The sequence below is a fragment of the Pseudomonas sp. 2957 genome, assembly GCF_031456345.1.
In the GTDB taxonomy this organism is placed as follows: Bacteria; Pseudomonadota; Gammaproteobacteria; order Pseudomonadales; family Pseudomonadaceae; genus Aquipseudomonas; species Aquipseudomonas siliginis.
In genome coordinates this window covers 15,159-35,085 of sequence record NZ_JAVDUL010000008.1, presented here as the reverse complement: position 1 = coordinate 35,085, position 19,927 = coordinate 15,159, and the positions used below count along the sequence as shown (strand labels likewise).

19 protein-coding genes are annotated in these 19,927 nt (G+C 59.9%); 9 read left to right on the top strand and 10 right to left on the bottom strand.

The genetic code is table 11. The features are described 5' to 3' along the window. Window positions 1–49 precede the first annotated feature (49 nt). Complete coding sequence (locus J2Y39_RS24945) at window positions 50–1,249, bottom strand: glycosyltransferase family 1 protein (protein WP_310220263.1); 1,200 nt, start codon at window positions 1,247–1,249, stop codon at window positions 50–52. Window positions 1,250–1,289: 40 nt separating this feature from the next. Further along, window positions 1,290–2,042 carry a sulfate transporter CysZ gene (cysZ, locus tag J2Y39_RS24940; protein ID WP_122692856.1) on the bottom strand — a complete coding sequence of 251 codons (753 nt, stop codon included), beginning with the start codon at window positions 2,040–2,042 and terminating at the stop codon, window positions 1,290–1,292. Window positions 2,043–2,354: 312 nt separating this feature from the next. On the opposite strand from cysZ, the gene trxB reads away from it, so the two are divergent. Beyond that, window positions 2,355–3,317 (top strand): thioredoxin-disulfide reductase, encoded by a 963-nt coding sequence (trxB, locus tag J2Y39_RS24935; protein ID WP_016771656.1) that lies wholly within the window; start codon window positions 2,355–2,357, stop codon window positions 3,315–3,317. Window positions 3,318–3,508: 191 nt separating this feature from the next. Here trxB and J2Y39_RS24930 read toward each other — a convergent pair whose 3' ends face one another. From J2Y39_RS24930 to J2Y39_RS24910, 5 genes are all read right to left on the bottom strand, one after another. Then, window positions 3,509–3,847 (bottom strand): HopJ type III effector protein, encoded by a 339-nt coding sequence (locus tag J2Y39_RS24930; protein ID WP_252877461.1) that lies wholly within the window; start codon window positions 3,845–3,847, stop codon window positions 3,509–3,511. Further along, complete coding sequence (locus J2Y39_RS24925) at window positions 3,840–4,136, bottom strand: DUF1244 domain-containing protein (protein WP_039759325.1); 297 nt, start codon at window positions 4,134–4,136, stop codon at window positions 3,840–3,842. The genes J2Y39_RS24930 and J2Y39_RS24925 overlap by 8 nt, the downstream gene beginning before the upstream one ends. 125 nt (window positions 4,137–4,261) lie before the next feature. Next, on the bottom strand, window positions 4,262–4,633 hold the full coding sequence (gene folX, locus J2Y39_RS24920; RefSeq protein ID WP_310220261.1) for a dihydroneopterin triphosphate 2'-epimerase: 372 nt from the start codon (window positions 4,631–4,633) through the stop codon (window positions 4,262–4,264). 72 nt (window positions 4,634–4,705) lie between these two features. Beyond that, complete coding sequence (gene folM / locus J2Y39_RS24915; protein WP_252887333.1) at window positions 4,706–5,416, bottom strand: dihydromonapterin reductase; 711 nt, start codon at window positions 5,414–5,416, stop codon at window positions 4,706–4,708. A gap of 58 nt (window positions 5,417–5,474) precedes the next feature. Then, window positions 5,475–6,044, bottom strand: a complete 570-nt coding sequence (locus J2Y39_RS24910) for an antibiotic biosynthesis monooxygenase (protein ID WP_041477999.1) — start codon at window positions 6,042–6,044, stop codon at window positions 5,475–5,477. A gap of 211 nt (window positions 6,045–6,255) precedes the next feature. On the opposite strand from J2Y39_RS24910, the gene J2Y39_RS24905 reads away from it, so the two are divergent. Continuing rightward, window positions 6,256–7,215, top strand: coding sequence for a MerR family transcriptional regulator (locus J2Y39_RS24905; protein ID WP_150636757.1), 960 nt, complete (start codon window positions 6,256–6,258; stop codon window positions 7,213–7,215). A gap of 3 nt (window positions 7,216–7,218) precedes the next feature. On the opposite strand, the gene J2Y39_RS24900 is transcribed toward J2Y39_RS24905, so the two are convergent. Continuing rightward, the gene (locus J2Y39_RS24900; RefSeq protein WP_024011639.1) at window positions 7,219–7,824 is read right to left on the bottom strand and encodes a hypothetical protein; all 606 of its coding nucleotides are present in this window, start codon (window positions 7,822–7,824) and stop codon (window positions 7,219–7,221) included. A 54-nt stretch (window positions 7,825–7,878) separates the two neighbouring features. Next, a complete protein-coding gene (locus tag J2Y39_RS24895; protein WP_016771648.1) occupies window positions 7,879–8,355 on the bottom strand; it encodes a PAS domain-containing protein in 477 nt (158 codons plus the stop codon). A 154-nt stretch (window positions 8,356–8,509) separates the two neighbouring features. Here J2Y39_RS24895 and J2Y39_RS24890 point away from each other — a divergent pair, with 154 nt between their 5' ends. The 4 genes from J2Y39_RS24890 to J2Y39_RS24875 all read left to right on the top strand — a co-directional run bounded on the left by J2Y39_RS24890 (window position 8,510) and on the right by J2Y39_RS24875 (window position 11,889). Next, window positions 8,510–8,965, top strand: coding sequence for a flavodoxin (locus J2Y39_RS24890; RefSeq protein WP_041478001.1), 456 nt, complete (start codon window positions 8,510–8,512; stop codon window positions 8,963–8,965). Between the two features lie 175 nt (window positions 8,966–9,140). Further along, the gene (locus J2Y39_RS24885) at window positions 9,141–9,923 is read left to right on the top strand and encodes a class II aldolase/adducin family protein (RefSeq protein ID WP_041478002.1); all 783 of its coding nucleotides are present in this window, start codon (window positions 9,141–9,143) and stop codon (window positions 9,921–9,923) included. Next, complete coding sequence (locus J2Y39_RS24880) at window positions 9,923–10,825, top strand: alpha/beta fold hydrolase (protein WP_150636130.1); 903 nt, start codon at window positions 9,923–9,925, stop codon at window positions 10,823–10,825. Before J2Y39_RS24885 ends, J2Y39_RS24880 begins: the two co-directional genes overlap by 1 nt. Before the next feature lie 152 nt (window positions 10,826–10,977). Next, complete coding sequence (locus J2Y39_RS24875) at window positions 10,978–11,889, top strand: SDR family oxidoreductase (protein ID WP_041478004.1); 912 nt, start codon at window positions 10,978–10,980, stop codon at window positions 11,887–11,889. A gap of 255 nt (window positions 11,890–12,144) precedes the next feature. Here J2Y39_RS24875 and J2Y39_RS24870 read toward each other — a convergent pair whose 3' ends face one another. Continuing rightward, the gene (locus J2Y39_RS24870; protein WP_310220253.1) at window positions 12,145–13,218 is read right to left on the bottom strand and encodes an S-type pyocin domain-containing protein; all 1,074 of its coding nucleotides are present in this window, start codon (window positions 13,216–13,218) and stop codon (window positions 12,145–12,147) included. A gap of 710 nt (window positions 13,219–13,928) precedes the next feature. Here J2Y39_RS24870 and J2Y39_RS24865 point away from each other — a divergent pair. From J2Y39_RS24865 to J2Y39_RS24855, 3 genes are all read left to right on the top strand, one after another. Continuing rightward, complete coding sequence (locus J2Y39_RS24865) at window positions 13,929–15,722, top strand: DUF1302 domain-containing protein (protein WP_095180396.1); 1,794 nt, start codon at window positions 13,929–13,931, stop codon at window positions 15,720–15,722. A 23-nt stretch (window positions 15,723–15,745) separates the two neighbouring features. Further along, window positions 15,746–17,113: a DUF1329 domain-containing protein gene (locus tag J2Y39_RS24860; protein ID WP_039759308.1), complete on the top strand. Its 1,368-nt coding sequence runs from the start codon at window positions 15,746–15,748 to the stop codon at window positions 17,111–17,113. A gap of 138 nt (window positions 17,114–17,251) precedes the next feature. Further along, entirely contained in the window at window positions 17,252–19,807 is a 2,556-nt protein-coding gene (locus J2Y39_RS24855; RefSeq protein ID WP_310220249.1) for a LuxR C-terminal-related transcriptional regulator, read from the top strand. Window positions 19,808–19,927: the final 120 nt, after the last annotated feature.

Here is a 19,927-nt window from a genome sequence, read left to right as displayed (position 1 = left end):
ATGTGGGAGCGAGCCTGCTCGCGAACGCTGTTTCTATGTCGACGAAAATCTAAGGTTGTGTCTGCGCCCCAGGCACCACCAGCTCCCCCGCACAAGCCCCCCGCAAATACCCCTCGAACTGCTCGATGATCGCCGCCCAGCCCTGGCGACTGCCATGCTGCCGCGCATTCAGTCGCACACAACGCAACCGTTCATCTTCCTCCAGCAACCACGCCGCCGCTTCGCAAAACGCCTGCTCATCGCCGGGCATGGCTGACACGCCGTTGTAGCCATGGCGAATATGCTGCGCCGCGGCTGCCTGGTCATAGGCAACAACGCCAAGTCCCGAAGCCAGGGCTTCCAGCACCACATTGCCGAAGGTTTCGGTCAGGCTGGGAAATACAAACAGATCTCCTGAGGCGTAGTGCGCCGCCAGTGGTTCTCCCCGCTGCGCGCCGCAGAAGATTGCCTCCGGCAGTTCTTTTTCCAGCGCCGAACGTTGCGGGCCATCTCCGACCACGATCAGCTTCAGATGGCGTTGTGGATAAGTCTGCTGCAGGCTTTCAAAGCAGCGCTTGAGCAGGCCCAGATTTTTCTCCGGGGCGAGCCTTCCTACGTGGATGACCGCGATATCCGTATCAGAGAGCCCCCATTGCTCACGCAACGCGCTCTGCCGTTTGCTTGGATGAAACAACTGGCTGTCCACACCCCGCGACAACAACGCCAGCCGCTCGAAATGCCGTCGCTCCAGTTCCAGGCGCTGACTGACGCTCGGCACCAAAGTCATTGCCGAACGATTGTGAAACCAGCGCAGGTAATGAGTGAGCATGCGCGTCAGCAGACCGAGGCCGTACTGGCTGGTGTATTGCTGGAAGTTGGTGTGAAAACCGCTCACCACCGCAATCCCCAGGCGCCGTGCGGCGCGCAGTGCCGACAACCCGAGCGGGCCTTCCGTGGCGATGTACAGCACATCGGGGCGCTGGCGTTTCCAGCGGCGCAGCAGTTTATGCATCGACGACTGGCCCCATTGCAGTCCCGGATAGCCCGGTAGTGGCCATCCGCGACACAGCAACAGTGCATCGTCTTCGCTGCGTTGCGGATCGCCGGCCTGGCGCGGGCGCACCAGCTCCACCTGATGCCCACGTGCGCGCAAACCCTCGCACAAGCGGCCAAGGGTATTGGCCACGCCGTTGATTTCCGGTGGGAAGGTTTCGCTGATGAGGGTGATATGTAGAGCTGTCGTCATGACCTCAGTGTCGGCTGAGGCCATGTCGACGTTGTGACATTTGGATGATGGATTTGTGACGCGGTCAGTGCTGGATCACCAGATTTTCGGCACCACGTTCACGCACCCAGAACAACGTCGCCCCGGCTACCGCCGCCGGCATCATCAGGATGTTGACCACCGGAATCAGCAACACCAGATAGACGATCCCGCCAAAACTCATGCTCTGCCAGCGCTTCTGCCGCAGCCAGGCGAGCATCTCGTTCCAGCCCAGCTTGTGGTTGTCCGCCGGGTAGTCGATGTACTGGATGGCCATCATCCACACGCCGAACAGCAGCCATAACGGCGCGGCGATGATATTCACCACTGGGATGAACGACAGGATGAACAGGCCGATGGCGCGCGGCAGGAAATAGCCGAGCTTGCGCATTTCCCGGGAGAGGGTGCGCGGGATCATCGCGATCAGTTCGCCCCAGCTGAACGCCGGGAAATCATCGGTGCCGCGCACTACCACTTCGACTTTCTCCGCGAGGAAGCCGTTGAACGGTGCGGCAATGATGTTGGCGAGCATGGTGAAGGTGAAAAACACCATCAAGGCCACGAGGACCACGAACAATGGCCAGAGGATATAGCTGAGGAAACTCAGCCATTCAGGCAACGAGGGCATCAGCGTGTCGACCCACAGGCTGAACTGGTGGCCGGCCAGATAGATCAATCCGACGAACAGCACCAGGTTGATCGCCAGCGGCAATAGGACGAACAGGCGCAGGCCAGGGCTCAGTACCAGTTTGAGGCCTTCGCGCAGGTATTGCGGGCCGGACAGAACAGGGGCGGGCATAAGGTACTCCGAAGCAAGGGAAAACGCGCCGACGTTACCGGCTTTGCCCCAGCGGCGAAAGCGCGGCAGAGCAATCGACATTCACTGTAACAAAGAGGTCTATCTCGTCAGCGTCTCGGCATAGAGACCACCTATGAGCTGGATTGTTAAACCGTATTTCCTTAATCTTGCCCCCCTCGATACGCTGCACCCAACTTTTTACAGGACTGTCGAGTTCAAGCCTTCCCCAAGGTGTCCACGGTCCTTTTTTATTCCGCCGGCCGTCCGGCGTCCGCGCCAGATTTTTCATGGCCGGCCAACAGGAGCAGATTCATGTCTGAAGTCCGTCATTCGCGAGTGATCATTCTCGGTTCCGGCCCCGCCGGCTACAGCGCTGCGGTCTACGCGGCCCGCGCCAACCTCAAGCCACTGCTGATTACCGGCATGCAGGCCGGCGGTCAACTGACCACCACCACCGAAGTCGACAACTGGCCGGGTGATGTTCATGGCCTGACCGGCCCGGTGCTGATGGAGCGCATGCGCGAGCACGCCGAGCGTTTTGAAACCGAGATCGTGTTCGATCACATCAACGCCGTGGACTTCGCTGCCAAGCCGTACACCCTGACCGGCGACAGCGCGGTTTACACCTGTGATGCTCTGATCATTGCCACCGGCGCCAGCGCCCGCTACCTGGGCCTGCCGTCGGAAGAAGCGTTCATGGGCAAAGGCGTGTCGGCCTGCGCAACCTGCGACGGTTTCTTCTACCGCAACAAGCCGGTCGCCGTGGTTGGCGGTGGCAACACCGCTGTCGAAGAAGCGCTGTACCTGGCCAACATCGCCAGCACCGTGACTCTGATCCACCGTCGCGAAACCTTCCGCGCCGAGAAGATCCTGATCGACAAGCTCAACGCCCGTGTGGCTGAAGGCAAGATCATCCTCAAGTTGAACGCCAACCTGGACGAAGTCCTCGGCGACAACATGGGCGTCACCGGTGCGCGTCTGCGCAATAACGATGGCAGCTTCGACGAAATCAAAGTCGATGGCGTGTTCATCGCCATCGGCCACACCCCGAACACTTCGCTGTTCGAAGGCCAGTTGACCCTGAAAGACGGCTACCTGGTTGTGCAGGGCGGCCGTGAAGGCAATGCGACTGCCACCAGCGTAGAAGGCATCTTCGCTGCCGGTGACGTGGCTGACCACGTTTACCGTCAGGCCATCACCTCGGCCGGCGCCGGTTGCATGGCGGCACTGGACACCGAGCGTTACCTGGACGGCTTGCAGAACGCCACGTTCTAAGACCGCAGGGCATAAAAAAAACCGGCCAGATTGGCCGGTTTTTTTGTGCCCGAGATTCGCAGTCGCCACGCATCCAGTGTGGGAGCGAGCCTGCTCGCGAAAGCGGTGTATCAGTCGACATCAACGTTGAATGTCAGTCCGTCTTCGCGAGCAGGCTCGCTCCCACAGGTGTTATGTGTGGCCGTTGGGGATCAGCGGCGGGTCAAGGGTTGGGCGCTGAATTCAACCCCGGCCAGGCCGTGCTTGATCAACGCGCGGATATTGCCGTGATCGCTGCCCTCGGGCGTCGCCAGGACCGAACGGTAATGCTCGCCGAAAGCCAGCAGCGCTTCTTCATCGCTCAAGCCTTCCAGCAGTGCCAGACCCAGGGTCTTGCACGAGCCTTCGTTCTGCCCGGCAGCGTTTTCCACGCCGCCGTTGTTGAATGCTTGCGGCTGGTAGTCATAACCGGCGGCGATGAACGCCAGGGTGTCGGCGAAAGCATGCTCGCCACTCTTGAGGCTGGCGCGCAGGGTGTTCAGATCAGTCATTGGGTTTTCCTTTGGCAAACGCTGCTTGCTGCTCGGCGCTGGCTTCTTGCTGGTATTGGGCTTTCCACTCGGCGTAGGGCATGCCGTACACCACTTCGCGGGCGTCATCGAGGCTGACCTCGATCTGACGTTGGTCGGCTTCGGCCTTGTACCATTTCGACAGGCAGTTGCGGCAGAACCCGGCGAGGTTCATCAGGTCGATGTTCTGCACGTCCTTGCGGCTGTCGAGGTGAGCGACCAGTCGGCGAAAGGCGGCGGCTTCGAGTTCCAGGCGTTGTTGCTCGGTCATAAGGGTCTCTTCGAGACAGCTTCAAGCGGCAAGCTACAAGCTGCAAGATTGAATTGTGGGGGGCGTTAGATTAACGCTTACGGCTTGAAGCTTGAAGCTTGAAGCTTGAAGCTTGAAGCTTGAAGCTAGCGGCTCGCTGCGAGCGTAATCGATACCGATTCGGCGAAGCGCAGCGCGTGGGGCTTGTCGACTTCGACTTCGGCGTACAGTATCGATGCATTGGTCATTACCAGATCGAGCAATTCCTGGGTCAGGCGTTCGAGCAGGGCGAAGCGGTTGCCTTCGACGTGGGCGATGATTGCCTTGGTGATGGTGCGGTAATTCAGCGCATGGTCGATATCGTTGTCGCGCACCGCCTCCTGCGCTGCGTACAGAATGGTCAGGTTGATCAGCACATCCTGCTTGTTGAGGATTTCGTCCTCGTTGATGCCGATAAAGGTGCGCAGGCGCAGATCCTTGACCCGGATGCGCGCCATTCCCGGTTGAAGTTGTGGCATTGATTTGCTCCGTCCAGTCTATTGCAGGCGTTCAGGTGGATCTTACTCGACTCGCGGCTGAAGCGGGACGGCCTATTTGACGTGCCGGCCGCCGTTGACGGTCAGGGTCGTGCCGGTGACATAGGGATTGTCGAGCAGATAGCGCAGGCTCTGATAGATCACCTCGCTGCCCGGCTCGATACCCAGCGCGGACTTGGCCAACGCCTTGGTGCGGTACGCCGTGTCATCTTCGGGGTTGAACAATAACAGCGCCGGGGCGATGCCGTTAACCTTGATGGCCGGCGCAAAGCGCGCGGCAAACGACAGGGTCAGACTGTCGAGCCCGGCCTTGCTGGCGCAATAACCGATGTGCTTGCTGCTGCCTTTGCGGGTGACATCGTCGCTGATGTGGATGATGTCGGCAGGCGTCGAGCGCTGCAGCAACTCGGCGCAGTGCAGGTTGATCAGGTAAGGCGCGAGCATGTGAATGTTGAACATGCGATTGAAGGCTTGTGCTTCGCTGCCCTGGGTTTCCGCCAGCCATTCGGAGGCGTTGTGCACGACGGCGCGCAAGCTCTCGGTGTGGGCTTTCAGCGCGTCGATGAAGGCAAGAATCCCGGCCTCGCTGGAAAAGTCCGCGAACAGCGCTGTCGCACCAAGATCGCGAAGGGCCTGTACGCCCGGTCGCTCGGTGCGGTAAGTGAAAATCAGCGGGTGGCCATCCTCGATCAAGCGCTGCGCGCAGTGCAAACCGACACGCTGGCCGGCGCCGGTGATGAGGATCGGGGCTGCGGAATCTGGCATGGGCGGCTCGCATCGCGGTTGAAGCGAAAACTATAACAGGCTCGCCGCCCGCTGCAGATCAGCGATTCTGCGCCGACGGTGCGCCAGCCAATGGCCGCGTCGGCGTGCTGTTCAACCAGTTCGCCAGCAGACGCGTCGACAACGGGATGAAGAAATACACCATCAGCGGCGTCAGGCACGCCGTGCCGATCAAGATGCGCGGCAACAGGCTCAGCTCAGCGAGCAGCGGGCCGAGGGCAAAGTTGAATATCAGCGACACCGGAAAAAACGCCAGCCAGATCGCCACGGCCTGTTTCCAGCGCGGCGGGCGTTGGCCGGCAGCACCAAACCAGCCTTCAATGCCGCTGACCCGGTGCTCTTTGGGATGTTCGAAAAGATCGCTGCCACGATTCAGCCAGGCGGTACGCGACGCCGAGTATTCCCACGCGTGCAGGGTCTGCTCATCGACAAAGCGGAAGATAATCTGGAATTCGTTGTCACCGGGCGGTGGCGCGAGGACGCCGGAGCCGAGGTAGCCGGGGAAGTCGGTGGCCAGTTGCTCGCCTTCGCGCAACCAGGCGATAAGATCGTGATAACGGCCATCGGCGACGCGACGCGCTACCATTAGCGTGACGGGGGAAGTAGACATTTTGTATCTCCGTATTTCGAGTGCGTCGCTCCGGGTAAGAGCTTCGCCTGACGCAGGCCGGGGTAGAGGCTTGCGCTTTACAACAAGCAAGGATTATTCCTGATTTTGTCGATTAAACCAGCCACTTTCGTCGCAGATCACTACTTGAAGGTTTCCAGTCCATCATGTTTAAAATGGGATCCAATGAACCGACATGGAAGTTGACCGCCAGATGCCTGTAATCACGGACCCTCGCCCGGCTTCGACAGCACTCGGCACGATCGAGCGCGAAGAGCTTTTTCCCATCCGCGAAGTGGCGCGCCTGACTGGCGTCAACCCGGTGACCCTGCGTGCCTGGGAGCGCCGTTACGGACTCATCCAGCCGACCCGCACCGAAAGCGGGCATCGTTTGTATTCAATGAACGATATCGAGCGCGTGCGCAGCATTGTCGACTGGATCGATCGCGGCGTGGCCGTGAGCAAAGTCGGCAAGATCCTGGCGAAAACAGAGCCTCTGAAGGTGCTGGCAAACTTCATCCCCGATGACCATGTGCAGGCCGATTACAAGCAATGGCAGGAGCAGGTTCAGCAGGCGGTCAGTGCGTTCGACGATCAGCAGCTGGATCGCGTCTACGGGCAGATTTTCTCGTCGTACGCGCTGCCGGTGGTGTTCGAAGCCATTCTGATGCCGTTGTGGCGTCAACTGCTGCAGCGCCAGGACGCTTTCGGGCAAACCAGCGAATGGTTGTTTCTCGACGGATTTCTCAGGGTGCGTGTACTGCAGCGCATTGTCATGTTGCGGGGTGCGCAACCGCGTCGGGTGATTGTCAGCGCGCTCGCGGGGCAGTGCAGAGAGCTGGAGTTGCTGGTCGCGGCGTTGTTTCTCAGCGGCAACGACTCTGGCGTGCGGGTGCTGACCACGGGCCAGCCGTTCGATGAATTGACGCTGGTCTGCGAAAAGGTCAAGCCTGACGCACTTGTGTTGTTTTCCAATCATGCCCCCGCCCCAGAGCTGCCCCGGCGCCTGAATCGTCTGGCACTGAGCCTCGATTGCCAATTGATGCTGGCCGGCGATGCCTCGGAACTGGCCGAAGACAGTCTGGCCGGCTCATCCGTTGCATGTCTGGGTAACGAGGGCGCAACAATGCGTCAACGCATGAAGCAATTCATGGCAGGCAAGCTGGATACCTGAGACTCAGGCGTGCAGGGCGGGGTGGGTCAGGCGATGCTGTTGCAGGATGAACTGGCGCAAGCGCTCGGTTTCGTCGGCATCGGTCTGGCTCAGTTCGTAAGCGAAGAAACCTTGCTCGGTTTCACGCTCGAAATGGCCGCGCAACGAGATGCGCTCATAACCGGAAGGGCTGAACCATAGGGCGAAATGTTTCGGTGGTTTGGTCTTGTTGCGCACTTCCAGCAACACACCTTTGTGCGACACCTCGTGCACCCACAGCGTGCCGGGCTGGCCTTTGGCGTTTTCCAATGCCACCGGCTCTTCCAATACCAGGCGCCACGGCCGCACCATCGGGCCGTCTTCATAGATGCTCGGCACCCCGAGACGCAGATGCAGCGCGTGGAACTCGTCTTCCACCAGATGCAGCGGGAAGGTCATCTGTTGATTTTCGAAGTTGGCCTGGATCGTCACCTGCTCGTGAGCAGCCAGACGTGTCAGCAGATCACGGATCTGCGAACCACCATTAACCAGCAGACTCGACGTCGCATCCCGCACGTTCAGTTGCGGGTTGTGCTGCATTGTCTGGATGAAATCCAGCTCGTCCTGGGTGAGGAGGGCGTCGCGCTGCATGGCTAACTCGAAGTGAATAGTTACAAAGTCATTGGTGATTGTAGTTAATGACCGTCAGTTCGCGGTTTTGTTTGCGCCGTTCGTCGCTTTGAGTGCCGCCAGCTCGCTTTGCAGCGCCGCCACTTGAGCTTCCAGCTGTGCAACGCGCTGCTGCGCCTTGACCTGAAGCGTTACATCCTTCTGCACGCCGATGAAATAAGTCTGCCCGTCATCGGCATTTTTTATCGTCGACAATGACAATTCGTTCCAGAACGGCGTGCCATCCTTGCGATAGTTGCGCAGGATTTCCCGGCAGGAACCGCCTTCACGCAATGTCTCGCGAATCAGTTGCAGACTTGGTTGATCACGGTCTCCAGCCTGCAAAAAACGACAGTCCTGGTAGAGGATTTCCTCACTGCTATAACCGGTCATGCGCTCGAAGGCAGGGTTGACGTAAATAAGGATGTTGTCCTGCTCGCCTTCCTTTTCAGCGACCACGATTCCGTCATTCGACGCATTGATCACCATTTGCAGCAGGCTGGCGTTGATCATCCGAGAATCCCTTCCGTTATGTCAGTGGCAGGCATTCTAGAAGAAAGCCGCGGACTGTCTATAGGCCATCCGCTTGCATTGAGAGCCAATCGCAACTTCGCGGCATGGGCTGTTACTATCGCGGCTCTTTTTTTTCAGTTCCAGGATCAGATTGATGAAAGTCGCCATCCTCTCAGGTTCAGTCTACGGCACCGCCGAAGAAGTCGCCCGCCACGCCCAGAACCTGCTGAAAGCCGCCGGCTTTGAAACCTTCTACAACTCGCGGGCCGCGCTGGCCGATATTCAGGCGTTCGCTCCTGAGGCTCTTTTGGCCGTCACTTCGACCACTGGCATGGGCGAGCTGCCGGACAACCTGCAACCGTTGTATTCGATGCTGCGCGATCAGTTGCCTGCTTCGTTGCGGGGCCTGCCCGGCGCGGTGATTGCCCTCGGTGATGCCAGCTATGGCGACACCTTCTGCGGCGGTGGCGAGCAGATGCGCGAACTGTTTGCCGAACTGGGCGTAAACGAGGTTCAGGAAATGTTGCGCATCGACGCCAGCGAAAGCGTCACGCCGGAAACCGATGCCGAGCCGTGGCTGGCGCAGTTGATCGAAGCGCTCAAGGGCTGATTGCGGGCAATAATCGCTGCACCTTATAAGCGTTGTTGCATTGCAACGGATCCAGGCTGTTTGCCCGGCTGACTCGTTCAGTCATCAAGCTGGCTGCCAATGCAACTACGCGATGCCCTGCGCCTGACTAGACTGCTGACACGAGCAGAACAAGAAGAACGCAGAGGTGCATACAGTGAGCGTAGCCCCCGTCCAATCGTCGCCGAATGTCAAAGATCAGGTCAGCGCTGCCGAGTGGCAGACCCGCGTTGATCTTGCCGCCTGTTACCGTCTGGTGGCGCTGCACGGCTGGGACGATCTGATCTTCACGCATATCTCGGCCAAGGTGCCCGGCACCGAAGATTTCCTGATCAACCCGTTTGGCCTGATGTTCCACGAGATTACCGCCTCAAGCCTGGTGAAAGTCGATCAGGCCGGCAACAAACTCATGGACAGCCCCTACGAAATCAACCCCGCCGGCTATACCATTCACAGCGCCGTCCACGAGGTGCGCCACGATGTGGTTTGTGTGCTGCATACGCACACCGCGTCAGGCGTTGCGGTGTCGGCGCAAAGGCAGGGGGTGTTGCCGATCAGTCAACAGTCGTTGTTCGTGTTGTCGAGCCTGGCCTATCACGCCTACGAGGGCGTGGCCCTGAATCATGAAGAAAAGGCGCGCCTGCAAGCCGATCTCGGCGACAACAGTTTCCTCATGCTGCACAACCACGGTCTGCTCACCTGCGGCGGGACTATCGCCGACACTTTTCTGATGATGTTCACTTTCCAGCGGGCCTGCGACATTCAGGTCATGGCGCAGACTGGAGGGACCGAACTGATCGCCATCGAACCGCAGATTCTCGCCGGCGCCAAAGCGATGATTGCCGGCGTCACCAAGAGCGCGCAGGGCATGGGCGGCGCGCTGGCGTGGCCGGCGCTGCTGCGCAAACTCGACCTGCAGGATCCGGGGTATAAATTCTAATGCCACTTGCCGAGATTCCTTTGTGTGTCTGGCGCAAGCGCAGCCGGACCTTTGTTTTTCGTGGCCAGTCGATCCGCTACTGGACAGTCGGGCAGGGTGAACCGTTGCTGTTGATTCACGGTTTCCCCACCGCCAGTTGGGATTGGCATTACCTGTGGCAGCCACTGGCCCAGCGTTATCAGGTGATCGCCTGCGATATGCTCGGTTTCGGCGATTCGGCGAAACCGCGCAATCACACCTATAGCCTGCTGGAACAGGCCGATCTGCAACAGGCACTGCTCGCCCATCTGCAGGTTGAACAAGCCGTGCACATCCTCGCCCACGACTACGGCGACAGCGTTGCTCAGGAGCTGCTCGCGCGGCACTACGAAAAACGCATTGAAGTGGCCAGTTGCGTATTCCTTAATGGCGGTCTGTTTCCGGAAACCCATCGTCCGCTGCTGATGCAGAAACTGCTGCTCAGTCCGATTGGCTGGCTGCTTGGTCGCGCATTCAGTCGTGAGGCGTTGGTCAAAGGTTTCCGGCAGATCTTCGGCCCGCAGACCCAGCCGACTGAAAGCGAGCTGGATGATTACTGGAGTCTGGTCGACAGCAACCACGGCCCGCGCATCCTGCATAAATTGATCACTTACATTCCCGAGCGCCGGGTGCAACGTGAGCGCTGGGTGACGGCCATGCAGCAGGGTGACATTCCCTTGCGGGTGATCGATGGCGCATTTGACCCGATCTCCGGCGTGCACATGGTCGAGCGATATCGCGAACTGATCCCTGATGCAGACACCGTGCTCTTACCCGGCATCGGCCACTATCCGCAAACCGAGGCGCCGGTGCTGGTACTCAAGCACTATCTGGCGTTCCGCGATCGTCTGGTATTGCCTCCGCGCAAAGTGGCGTACTCCTGATTCTCGCCGAGAGCACGGGCTCTCGGCGTCCTGACACTCGATCATCCCTCAGCCTTATCGCGCACCATTCAGCCGCAGCCGTGTTCGTTGTGACCCAAAGCGCCGTGCCTGACACTCGGGGCAATATCCCTTGGCCTGCTGGAGTTGCCGCGATGAATGAACCTGTGCGTTTCGAAGATAAAGTCGTGATAGTGACCGGCGCCGGTGGCGGCCTCGGTCGTGCGCATGCTCTGCTGTTCGCCAGACAGGGCGCCAAAGTGCTGGTCAACGATCTCGGTGGCTCGACGCAGGGCGAGGGCGCCAACGCTTCGGCTGCCGACCGCGTAGTGGCGCAAATCCGCGAGGCCGGCGGTATTGCCGAAGCCAACCACGACTCGGTGACTGACGGCGACAAACTGGTACAGAACGCCCTTGATGCCTTCGGCCGCGTCGACGTCGTGGTCAACAACGCCGGGATCCTGCGCGACAAGTCATTTCACAAGATGGACGACGCCGACTGGGATCTGGTCTATCGCGTCCATGTTGAAGGCGCCTACAAGGTTACCCGTGCTGCCTGGCCGCATCTGCGCGAGCAAAACTACGGTCGCGTGATTTTCACTGCATCGACTTCAGGCATCTATGGCAATTTCGGCCAGTCCAACTACGGCATGGCCAAGCTCGGGCTGTACGGGTTGACCCGAACGCTGGCGATCGAAGGACGCAAGAACAACATTCTGGTCAACGCCATCGCCCCGACCGGCGGCACGCGCATGACCGAGGGCCTGATCCCGCCGCAAGTATTCGAGCAACTGAAGCCGGAACTGGTCAGCCCGCTGGTGGTGTATCTGGCCAGCGAGCAATGCCAGGAAACGTCCGGCCTGTTCGAAGTCGGCGGCGGCTGGATGGGCAAGGTGCGCTGGGAACGCAGCCTCGGTGCCGGCTTCGATCCGCGCGAAGGGTTCTCGCCAGAAGACGTCGCGGCGCACTGGCAGCAGATTTGTGATTTCGAAGGGGCGGCGCATCCGAAGGACAATATTGAAGCATTGAAGGAAATGATGGCGAATTTGCAGAAGTATTCGATTTGAAGTTAACGGAGCCACCAACCCTCGCGGCGGGTGGCTCCAGTTTTCAAATGTATCTTTTTTCTGTCATGAACTTGGGCGGCTTCCAGTTAGGTCCTTTGATAGCTAGGCCCTTTTCTCCCTCAAGCAAAATTCCCGCAGCGAAGAGCCGAGAGTACGACGCTTCCAGGGTCCCATACTCGTTGATCAGGTCTCGATTGTGCCGTCTGATCATCATGTCCAGATGTGGCGTTGCCTGAAGTAACGCGAACACAGTGACTATGTCATTTCATCTCCAGTCTCGTCTGGGTTGAAACCACGCCCGCTGTGCTTTCCCTTTTCGGTTGCTCCCTCATAAGGATTGCTGAACACCACATAAAGCGGCTCTATCCCCGAATCGGCTGGAAAAACGATGATGAATCGATCCCAGCGTTCGACCAGGATCGGGTTCAGATCCAGCCGCCCTTCAATCGGAACAACGGAAGCGCCGGAATAGGCGGGCGAACCGGTATCCACTATTGGCAAGGCGGTCGATTGGTCACCCGGTGTGTTAGCGGGTGTCCAGGTCAGCAAGTCGGTGGGCGAGTCCGATAGCGCGATCTTGTATAAGTCGTTGACCAGATCGTATGCGGCATTGAGAACCAGCACACTTGAGCGAATATGGAAGTCATCGCTCATAGCGACGAACACTTGCGTGCCAGCACCGAGTCGCCTGACCCCTAGCCCGACCTGCATCTCCAAAGTGCCCTGCCGGTCTGCGATTTCACGCAGCGACTCGGCCGGCTCGGACGACAACTCGGCCAGTGGAACGCTCATGGCGAAGCGTTCGCCGTTGCCCAGAGGTGACGGCATCAACAGCGCTGCGAATCCCATCAGTACCGGACTGCCGAACAGCGCCGTGCCCGTCGCTGTCAGGGTCGCTTTTGCCGTACGTAACGCATTGAGTATTCCCGCCGAGGTGGCCGGGCTGAGCGGGACGGCTGTCGAAGCGAAAGAAGCGGCCGGGCCGTTGCGGGCCACTGCTCCATAAGCCGGAAAGACATGCTTCCGTTTCTCCTGTAACCGAGCCTGTTCTGCCGCATTGGCCAGCGCCGCTGCTTCAGCTTTGGCTTGTGCCTCGGCCTGGGCGATTTTCAACGCAGCCAGCCGCTCTTTCTCCCGAGCTTCAGCCTCAGCATTCAGGCGCGCGGTCTCAGCCGCCAGTCGAGCCTGTTCGGTATCCCGACGCTGTTTCTCCGCCAACGCGGCCAGACGCGCCTGTTCGCGTACGCGGATTTCTTCCTGCTCTCGGCGCACCGCTTCGGCAATGTCACGCTGGCGCGGATCCAGTTCTAACGGTGGAGGCTTTGGCATATTCATATCCTTGTGAATGTGCGTTTTCACTCGCTCGAAAGTGCGCACGGGTGGCGATGACATCCGTGTCACCAGCGAATGGTTGAGGTGTTTCAAGTTACATCAGAGTGGCGGTAATCAAATCCGAGAAGCCCGTCGGTAACAGGGCGTTATGTCGAAAGGGTTTTCGCGGGTTTTCATCGATGCAGAGGGAATTCGTCCGAGCTTCGAAGAAATGTCTGACGCGCTGATCGGAAGCGCTCCCGAACCGCTAACCAGCCTTTTTAAACGCCCATAAAAAAGGCCGCTGCAAACGCAGCGGCCAAGGTAAGACGTTGGATCAAGGAGCTACAAATCAACGTCAGTGAACACCGGGGCGGTAAACCGAAAACATCGATTTATCCAGAATCTGTAGCCAGTCGCTCGCGATTCAGCGTGGCGAGCTTGGCGCTTTGCGGCGTGTGCCGAGGAAAGCGCGCTCAGAATAAGGTCTCAAGCCTGTAGGAAAAATACCGATTCCAGACATGCACTGTTACGGGGCGCGCAACAGTGGCGTGCGCATGGATGGCGCTGATGACGCGCTATCCAGCCAGTCCATGAACCGCCCCAAGCCCCGCCGTACAAGGTTATTCATCCTTTCGAGCGACAACGCAAATACCTCCTTGGTGCGCTTATCGACCGCTTCACCCGGCAGTAGGGTGGGGCCTTCTGTCACTCACCGGGGAAGACGCATGACAAAAACAACAATGCGCGCCATCTTCACACCGCAGGCGCTGGCCGCTGCGGTGGCTCTGGGTTGCTGCGCCCAGGCGCAAGCGGTCGCCTTCAACATCGGCGAAATCGAAGGCACCTTCGACTCGTCACTTTCGGTCGGCGCGAGCTGGGGTCTGCGCGATGCCGACAACTCGCTGGTCGGCACGGTCAATGGCGGCAGCGGACAATCGTCCACCGGTGATGACGGGCGCCTGAATTTCAAGAAGGGCGAAACCTTTTCGAAGATCTTCAAGGGCATCCATGACCTCGAACTGAAGTACGGCGATACCGGCGTGTTTGTGCGGGGCAAATACTGGTACGACTTCGAACTCAAGGACGAAGACCGCGAGTTCAAACAGATCAGCGACAGCGGCCGCAAGGAAGGCGCCAAGTCTTCCGGCGCGCAGATCCTCGATGCCTTCGTTTATCACAACTACGCCATCGCTGATTTGCCCGGCACCGTGCGGGCCGGCAAGCAGGTGGTGAGCTGGGGCGAAAGTACCTTCATCGGCAACTCGATCAACAGCATCAACCCGGTTGATGTCTCGGCATTCCGCCGTCCCGGTGCCGAGATCAAGGAAGGCCTGATTCCGGTGAACATGCTGTTTGGTTCGCAGAGCCTGACCGACAAACTCTCGGTCGAAGGCTTCTACCAACTGGAGTGGGACCAGACCGTTCTCGACAACTGCGGCACGTTCTTCGGCGTCGACGTGGCGGCGGACGGTTGCAACAACGGCTACACCGTCGGCAGCCCAGCGGTGGCGCCACTGGTGCCGCTGACCACCGCGTTCGGCCAAGGCATCCAGGTCACCCGGGAGGGCGTGGTGATCCCCCGTGGCGGCGATCGTGATGCGCGCGATTCCGGGCAGTGGGGCACGGCGCTGCGCTGGCTCGGCGACGACACCGAGTACGGCCTCTACTTCATGAACTACCACAGCCGTACGCCGACGGTCGGCACCACTACGGCGGGGCTGTCGACACTGGCGGCGTTGCCAGGCATGGTCGGCATTGCCAACGGACTCGCGCCCGGCAGTGGTGCCGGGCTGGCGCAAAGCGTGATGCTCGGGCGCGGTCAGTATTACCTCGAATACCCGGAAGACATTCGTCTGTACGGCGCCAGTTTCTCCACCACGCTGCCCACCGGCACCGCGTGGACCGGCGAGATCAGCTACCGGCCGAACGCGCCGGTGCAGGTCAACACCAACGATCTCACCCTGGCGCTGGTCAACCCGATTGCCGGCGGCACCGCATCGCCACTCGCCACTTCGCCGGGTGCCGACAACAAAGGCTACCGGCGCAAGGAAGTCACGCAGATCCAGAGCACCCTCACACACTTCTTCGATCAGGTGCTCGGCGCCGAACGCTTGACCGTGGTCGGCGAAGCAGCGGTGGTGCATGTCGGTGGTCTGGAGTCACGCAGTGAGCTGCGTTATGGCCGTGATTCGGTCTACGGCCAGTATGGTTTCGGCGGCGATACCGACGGCTTCGTCACCTCGACTTCGTGGGGCTATCGCGCCCGGGCGATTCTCGATTACGCCAACGTCATCGGCGGGATCAACCTCAAGCCCAACCTGTCGTGGTCGCACGACGTCGCCGGTTACGGCCCCAACGGACTGTTCAACGAAGGTGCGAAAGCCATCAGCTTCGGCGTCGATGCCGACTACCGCAACACCTACACCGCGAGCCTGAGTTACACCGACTTTTTCGGTGGCGACTACAACGTCCTCGAAGACCGTGACTTCGTGGCCCTGAGCTTCGGCGTGAACTTCTGATCTGCCCGAGAAGGATGACTGCAATGCGCAAAACGATTCTGCAATGTGGCGTGCTGGCCTTGAGTCTGCTGGCGGCCAACGTGATGGCGGCGGTGTCGCCGGATGAAGCGAATAAGCTCGGCACCAGCCTGACCCCGCTCGGCGCCGAGAAGGCCGGCAATGCGGACGGATCGATTCCGGCCTGGACCGGCGGCATCCCGAAAAACGCCGGTGCGGTGGACAGCAAGGGCTTCCTCGCCGACCCGTTTGCCAACGAAAAACCGCTGTTCACCATCACCGCCGCGAACGTCGAGCAGTACAAAAGCAAGCTCTCCGATGGCCAGGTGGCGATGTTCAAACGCTACCCGGAAACCTACAAGATCCCGGTTTACCCGACCCACCGCACCGTGGGGGCGCCGGCGGAAATCTATGAGTCGGCCAAGCGCAGCGCGCTGAACGTCAACGCAATCAACGACGGCAACGGCCTGGCCAATTTCACCGGCAATCGCTACTACGCCTTTCCGATTCCGAAAAACGGCGTCGAAGTGCTGTGGAACCACATCACCCGCTACCACGGCGGCAATCTGCGGCGGATCATCACTCAGGTCACACCGCAGACCAACGGCAGTTACACGCCGATCCGCTTCGAAGAAGAGATCGCCGTGCCGCAACTGATGAAAGACATCGACCCGGAAAAAGCCGCCAACGTGCTGACCTTCTTCAAGCAATCGGTGACCGCCCCGGCGCGGCTGGCCGGTAACGTGCTGCTGGTGCACGAAACTCTCGATCAGGTGAAGGAACCGCGTCTGGCGTGGATCTACAACGCCGGTCAGCGCCGGGTCCGGCGCGCACCGCAAGTGGCCTATGACGGCCCGGGTACAGCGGCCGATGGCCTGAGGACTTCCGACAACTTCGACATGTTCTCCGGTGCTCCGGATCGCTATGACTGGAAACTGGTCGGCAAGAAGGAAATGTACATTCCCTACAACAGCTACAAGCTCGACTCGCCGAAGCTCAAGTACGACGACATCGTCAAGGCCGGGCACATCAATCAGGACCTGACCCGTTACGAACTGCACCGCGTCTGGGAAGTGATCGGCACGGTGAAACCGAACGAGCGGCACATCTACGCCAAGCGCCACATGTACATCGACGAGGACAGCTGGCAAGTGGCGCTGGCCGATCACTACGACGGTCGCGGGCAACTGTGGCGCGTTGCCGAAGGTCACGCGCAGTACTACTACGATCATCAGGCTCAGGCTTACACGCTGGAAGCGCTCTACGACATCATTGCCGGCCGCTACATTGCGTTGGGCATGAAGAACGAAGAGAAGCACAGCTTCGAATTCGGTTTTGAAGCCAAGGCTGCCGATTACACACCTTCGGCCCTGCGCGCCGAGGGCGTGCGCTAACGGCTCTGCTGTACCGCTGGACAAAAGGCGACCGCACGGTCGCCTTTTTTATGGCCATCAATCAGCGTGCTGAATACTCGTCAACAAGGGCGCGGGAGAGGGCTAGGGTGAGCACACAACGATAAGAAGGCTCACCCGATGACCGCCATGACCCCGTGCCTGGATCGACCCGGATTTTTGCCGAGGCTTTCTTCACATCATCAGCCTCGCAGTCGCTTGACTGCGCCTTTGCTGACATCGAACGCACGGGTCAGGCTGTTGTGCGCGCCGGCAGGCAGTGGCAAAACCGCACTGCTCACCGAATGTCTTCTTCAGGTGCGCGCGGAGTGCGAGGCAATCTGGCTGCCGCTGGCGGGAGCGACGCTCAGCAGCGAAGAATTTTGCCTGCGTCTGACGCGGGCGCTCGGGCTGGTCGAAGGCCTTGATGATACGCAGCTGATGGCGGAACTGGCCCATTGGTCGAGGCCGACGTCGCTGTTTATCGACGATTACAGTCGGCTGCCGGATCCGGCTGTGGATGCTCTGCTGGATCGCTTGCTGGCGGTCAGCAGCCCGGCGCTCACCTGGTGGATCAGCACTCGCCGTCGGCCGCAGTGCAACTGGCCGCGCCTGTTGCTCGATGACGAACTCTACGAATTCGAGAGTGCCAGCCTGGCGCTGACTCACGATGAAGTTGTATCGGTGTTGCACCATTTGCCGCTTGACCAGGCGGACCGCGTCGCCACCCGTATCATCCAGCGTACTGGCGGTTGGTGCGCGGGGTCGCGCATGGCGCTCCTGCAGAAATGCGACTGGTCGCAAAACCTGCAACCGCAGCAGCGTGTCGACACTCTGCTCGATTATCTGCAGCATGAACTGTTCAGCAACCTGACGCCGGAGCAGGACGAGGCATGGCGTGTGCTGGCTCACCTGCCACGGTTCAATGCGCCGTTATGCGAGCATTTGTTCGGCGCCGGCGAAGGCGCTCAGTTGCTGCGTGATCTGCAAGTGCTGGGCTGCTTCATCGAGCCTTGGCAAGCGTCCGCTGACTGGCTCCAGGTGTTCCGCCCGCTGTCGCGAATCATCCAGGAGTCGCACTGGCCGTGTGCGCGTTCCTGGCACCGGCGCGCCTGTCAGTGGTTCAGCGCGACGCAGGATTGGCGAGCGGCGTTCGAGCAAGCGTTGTTGGCCGAGGAATACGAGACCGCCGTCAGCCTGTTGCAGCATTTCAGCTTCGAAGACCTGTTCGAGGACCAGACCGTCGTCCTGCTGTTGCGTTTGCACGAGCAACAAACTCAGGAGCTGACCCTGATGACACCGCAGTTGGTCGGGCTGGTCACCGGGGCCTTGCTGTTTGCCGGTCGGTTCGAACAGGCCGGGCAATGCCTGGCTCATCTCGGCCGCTTCATGCCACAACCGACAGCGCAGCTGGAGCAGCAGCTGCTGGCCCGCTGGCAGGCGCAACAGGGATGGCTGTTTCACCTGCAAGGGCAAATGGAGCCGGCACGCGGCTGCTTTCAGGAGGGGTTGTCCGCACTGGCTGACGATGCCTGGCAGGCCCGTGTGATGTGCTTGTCGGGACTGACCCAGCAGGCGTTGCTGTGCGGTGAGCTCGATCAGGCCCATGCCCTTAACCGCGAGGCGCTGTGCCTGGCGCGGGCTCACGGCTCTCTGTTGTTTGAGGGGGTGCTGGAGCTTGACCATGCGCAATGGCTCGAGCAGCGAGGCGCGCCTTTGCGTGCCGAAAGTCTTTTGGTGGAGATTGAGCACTTGCTGCGCCAGCGCGCCACGGTGCCCGTGCCGCTGCTCGGCCGGATTGCCCTGCGGCGCGGACGACTGGCGCTGTGCATGGGCCTTGAAGAGCAGGCTGCGCAGTTGTTCAGCCAAGGCCTTGAAGATTGCCTGCGCAGTGCAGACAAACGAGTCTTGTATGGTTATCTGGGGCAGGCGCAACTGGCCGGCAATCGCGGCGATTATGCCTGCGCTTTCGAACGCCTGCGCGAGGCCGAAAGGGTCATGCAGCAGCGGCAGATTCCCGATACGGTCTATCGCGGTGTCGTGTTGCAGGTGAGCAGCCAGTTCTGGTTGCAGCAGGGCCGACCACATCTTGCGCAAGAAGCGTTGAGCCGACTGTTACGGCATTACCGGGGACCTTCCGCGTTGCAGGCGCCACCCGCGACGTTCGAACTGATTATTCGCACCGAATACCTGCTGGCCTGCGCGAATGCGCAATCGATCCCTGACGAAACCGCTCTGCCCACCATCGAACGATTGCTGAAAAGTGCTCAGGCCAAGGGCATGTTGGCGGCGGAAACGGAGCTGTTGCTGGCCTTCGCCCAGTTGGCCGAATCGCGCGGTGACACGCTGGCGGCGCAGCAAGCGTTCCAGCGAGCCGCAACGCTGGCGGAGCGCTGCCGGTTGCAGCAAGCCATGCGCGAGTGGGAATTACGCCGAGGTTGCCCCGGCACTGGGTCTGGCAACGAGGTTTCTGCCTGGCCACGGGATAACGATGATCAGGCGCCAGGCCTCAGTCGGCGCGAACGCGAAGTGCTGATGTTGATTGCTCAAGGGGCTTCTAATCAGCAAGTTGCCGAACAACTGTTTATTTCATTACATACAGTAAAAACCCATGCGAGGAGGATTAACGGTAAGTTGGGTGTAGAACGCAGAACTCAGGCTGTGGCGAAAGCCAAGTTGATGGGGATACTGGTTTAGTTTTGTAAATTTCAGTAGCACAACATGGTGTTCGTTGTTGGGTGGCATGTTTTGTAATTTGTTCGAGCTTCATGTCGGCTGAAAAAGAAACTACCTTGCAATTATCGGCGGTGGCTGCAC